The sequence below is a fragment of the Escherichia sp. KCJ4928 genome, from assembly GCF_004352695.1.
In the GTDB taxonomy this organism is placed as follows: domain Bacteria; phylum Pseudomonadota; class Gammaproteobacteria; order Enterobacterales; family Enterobacteriaceae; genus ECMA0423.
On sequence record NZ_SJWV01000271.1, the window covers coordinates 1 to 3,728 of the forward strand.

Below are 3,728 nucleotides of genomic sequence, written 5' to 3' on the forward strand. Positions count from 1 at the left end.
GCACAAGATAAGCAAAAGTGATTTTGCATTAAATTTCGATAATTTTGATTAATTATGCAATTGATAAAAGCAGGACGGGGCGATTGATCCAGGTCATCGCCGAATTGGGCTAAAAATGGCAGGCTTTGGCCTCTTTTCAAGGCGCGGTCTATCAGATTATGCAGTTACAGAAATTAGTCAATATGTTTGGTGGTGATCTCACCCGTCGTTATGGGCAAAAGGTGCATAAGCTGACGCTGCACGGCGGTTTTAGCTGCCCTAACCGTGACGGTACCATCGGGCGTGGTGGCTGCACATTCTGTAATGTTGCCTCGTTTGCCGATGAAGCGCAGCAGCATCGTTCCATTGCCGAGCAACTGGCGCACCAGGCGAATTTAGTTAACCGCGCTAAACGCTATCTGGCCTACTTTCAGGCGTATACCAGCACCTTTGCGGAAGTTCAGGTGCTACGTTCTATGTATCAGCAGGCGGTGAGCCAGGCCAATATTGTCGGTTTGTGTGTTGGTACCCGCCCGGACTGCGTGCCGGATGCGGTGCTGGATCTGCTTTGCGAATATAAGGACCAGGGTTACGAAGTGTGGCTGGAGCTGGGGCTACAAACCGCCCACGACAAAACACTGCATCGCATCAACCGCGGCCATGATTTTGCCTGTTATCAGCGTACAACCCAGCTGGCACGTCAGCGCGGGCTGAAGGTGTGTTCCCACTTAATTGTCGGCCTGCCTGGCGAAGGGCAGGCTGAATGTTTGCAAACGCTGGAGCGAGTGGTTGAAACCGGCGTGGACGGCATAAAGCTGCATCCGCTGCATATTGTGAAAGGCAGCATTATGGCGAAAGCCTGGGAAGCGGGGCGTTTGAACGGTATTGAACTGGAGGATTACACGCTCACTGCCGGAGAAATGATTCGCCATACGCCACCGGAAGTGATCTACCACCGCATTTCCGCCAGCGCCCGTCGCCCGACGCTGCTTGCTCCTCTGTGGTGCGAAAATCGATGGACGGGAATGGTCGAGCTGGATCGCTATCTGAATGAACATGGCGTACAGGGATCGGCGCTGGAACGTCCGTGGATACCTCCAACGGAGTAGGTCGTTGAGGGGAATTCCGCATTTCTCACACAATTTATAACGTAACTGTCAGAATTGGGTATTATTGGGGCAGGTTGTCGTGAAGGAATTCCCTAATGAAGCAAATTCGTCTGCTGGCGCAGTATTATGTTGACCTGATGATGAAGTTAGGTCTGGTGCGCTTCTCAATGTTGCTGGCGCTGGCCCTCGTCGTTCTTGCCATTGTGGTACAAATGGCGGTAACCATGGTGCTGCATGGTCAGGTCGAAAGCATTGATGTTATTCGTTCTATCTTCTTTGGTTTGCTGATTACGCCGTGGGCGGTCTACTTTCTATCGGTGGTCGTCGAGCAACTGGAGGAGTCACGACAACGTCTGTCACGGCTGGTGCAAAAACTGGAGGAGATGCGCGAGCGCGATTTGAGCCTCAACGTTCAGTTAAAAGATAATATTGCCCAGCTAAATCAGGAAATCGCCGTTCGTGAAAAAGCGGAAGCAGAACTGCAGGAAACCTTCGGCCAACTGAAAATTGAAATCAAAGAGCGCGAAGAGACACAAATTCAGCTCGAGCAGCAATCCTCATTCTTACGTTCCTTCCTTGATGCTTCACCCGACCTGGTTTTTTATCGTAACGAAGATAAAGAGTTTTCCGGCTGTAACCGCGCGATGGAGCTGCTGACCGGAAAAAGCGAAAAACAACTGGTTCACCTGAAACCTGCTGATGTTTACTCACCGGAAGCCGCCGCAAAAGTCATTGAAACCGATGAAAAAGTGTTCCGTCATAATGTGTCACTGACCTATGAACAGTGGCTGGATTACCCGGACGGGCGCAAAGCCTGCTTTGAAATCCGTAAAGTGCCGTACTACGACCGCGTGGGTAAACGTCACGGTTTGATGGGCTTTGGTCGCGACATTACCGAGCGTAAGCGGTATCAGGATGCGCTTGAACGGGCCAGCCGCGACAAAACGACGTTTATCTCCACCATCAGTCACGAATTGCGTACACCGCTGAACGGTATCGTCGGCCTGAGCCGTATTCTGCTGGATACCGAACTCACCGCCGAGCAGGAAAAATATCTCAAGACCATCCATGTTTCGGCCGTCACGCTGGGGAATATCTTTAACGATATTATCGACATGGATAAGATGGAACGGCGCAAGGTCCAGCTTGATAATCAACCGGTTGATTTCACCAGCTTCCTTGCCGATCTGGAAAATCTCTCCGCATTGCAGGCGCAACAAAAAGGATTGCGCTTTAACCTGGAGCCGACGCTGCCATTACCGCATCAGGTCATTACCGACGGGACGCGTTTACGGCAGATCCTGTGGAACCTCATCAGTAACGCCGTCAAATTCACCCAGCAAGGCCAGGTTACCGTGCGCGTGCGCTACGATGAAGGCGATATGCTGCATTTTGAAGTGGAAGACTCTGGTATCGGCATTCCGCAGGATGAGCTGGATAAAATTTTCGCCATGTATTACCAGGTGAAAGACAGTCATGGCGGTAAACCTGCCACCGGCACCGGTATTGGTCTGGCCGTTTCTCGTCGTCTGGCGAAAAATATGGGCGGCGATATTACGGTTACCAGCGAACAGGGCAAAGGTTCAACCTTTACGTTGACGATCCACGCACCGTCGGTAGCAGAAGAGGTCGATGATGCGTTTGATGAAGACGATATGCCTTTACCGGCGCTGAATGTGCTGCTGGTGGAAGACATTGAACTGAACGTGATTGTTGCGCGTTCTGTGCTGGAAAAATTAGGTAACAGCGTTGATGTCGCCATGACCGGCAAGGCGGCGCTGGAGATGTTTAAACCGGGCGAATACGACCTGGTGTTGCTGGATATTCAGTTGCCAGATATGACCGGGCTGGATATCTCTCGTGAACTGACGAAGCGTTATCCGCGCGAGGATTTACCGCCGCTGGTGGCCTTAACCGCTAACGTGCTGAAAGACAAACAAGAGTACCTCAATGCTGGAATGGATGATGTGCTGAGTAAGCCGCTTTCGGTTCCGGCGCTAACCGCGATGATCAAGAAATTCTGGGATACCCAGGATGATGAGGAGAGTACGGTGACGACAGAAGAGAACAGTAAATCAGAAGCATTGCTCGATATTCCCATGCTGGAACAGTATCTCGAACTTGTAGGACCGAAGCTGATCACCGACGGGTTAGCGGTGTTTGAGAAGATGATGCCGGGCTATGTCAGCGTGCTGGAGTCGAATCTGACGGCGCAGGATAAAAAAGGCATTGTAGAGGAAGGACATAAAATTAAAGGTGCGGCGGGGTCAGTGGGGTTACGCCATCTGCAACAGCTGGGTCAGCAAATTCAGTCTCCGGACCTTCCTGCCTGGGAAGATAACGTCGGTGAATGGATTGAAGAGATGAAAGAAGAGTGGCGTCACGACGTAGAAGTGCTGAAAGCGTGGGTGGCAAAAGCCACTAAAAAATGACCCCGGCTAGACCGGGGTGCGCGAATACTGCGCCAACACCAGGGAAATCTTGGCTGCGCCGTAAATTATTATGATGAGTTACAAGGGCACAGCACTGTTTTTCAGGCCGCACGCAGTTAAGATAGCAAAACTTAAATGATTTGTTACATGAATCAGTTAAATGTGTGATGCGTACCATTTTTATTAAAAAAATTAATGTGTTTCAGTC

Annotated in this window: 2 protein-coding genes; both read left to right on the forward strand. The window is 50.8% G+C overall.

The genetic code is table 11. The features are described from left to right. Positions 1-158 precede the first annotated feature (158 nt). Positions 159-1,088, forward strand: coding sequence for a TIGR01212 family radical SAM protein (locus E0D98_RS22150; RefSeq protein ID WP_001176896.1), 930 nt, complete (start codon positions 159-161; stop codon positions 1,086-1,088). 95 nt (positions 1,089-1,183) lie between these two features. After that, entirely contained in the window at positions 1,184-3,520 is a 2,337-nt protein-coding gene (gene arcB, locus E0D98_RS22155) for an aerobic respiration two-component sensor histidine kinase ArcB (protein WP_000809774.1), read from the forward strand. Positions 3,521-3,728: the final 208 nt, after the last annotated feature.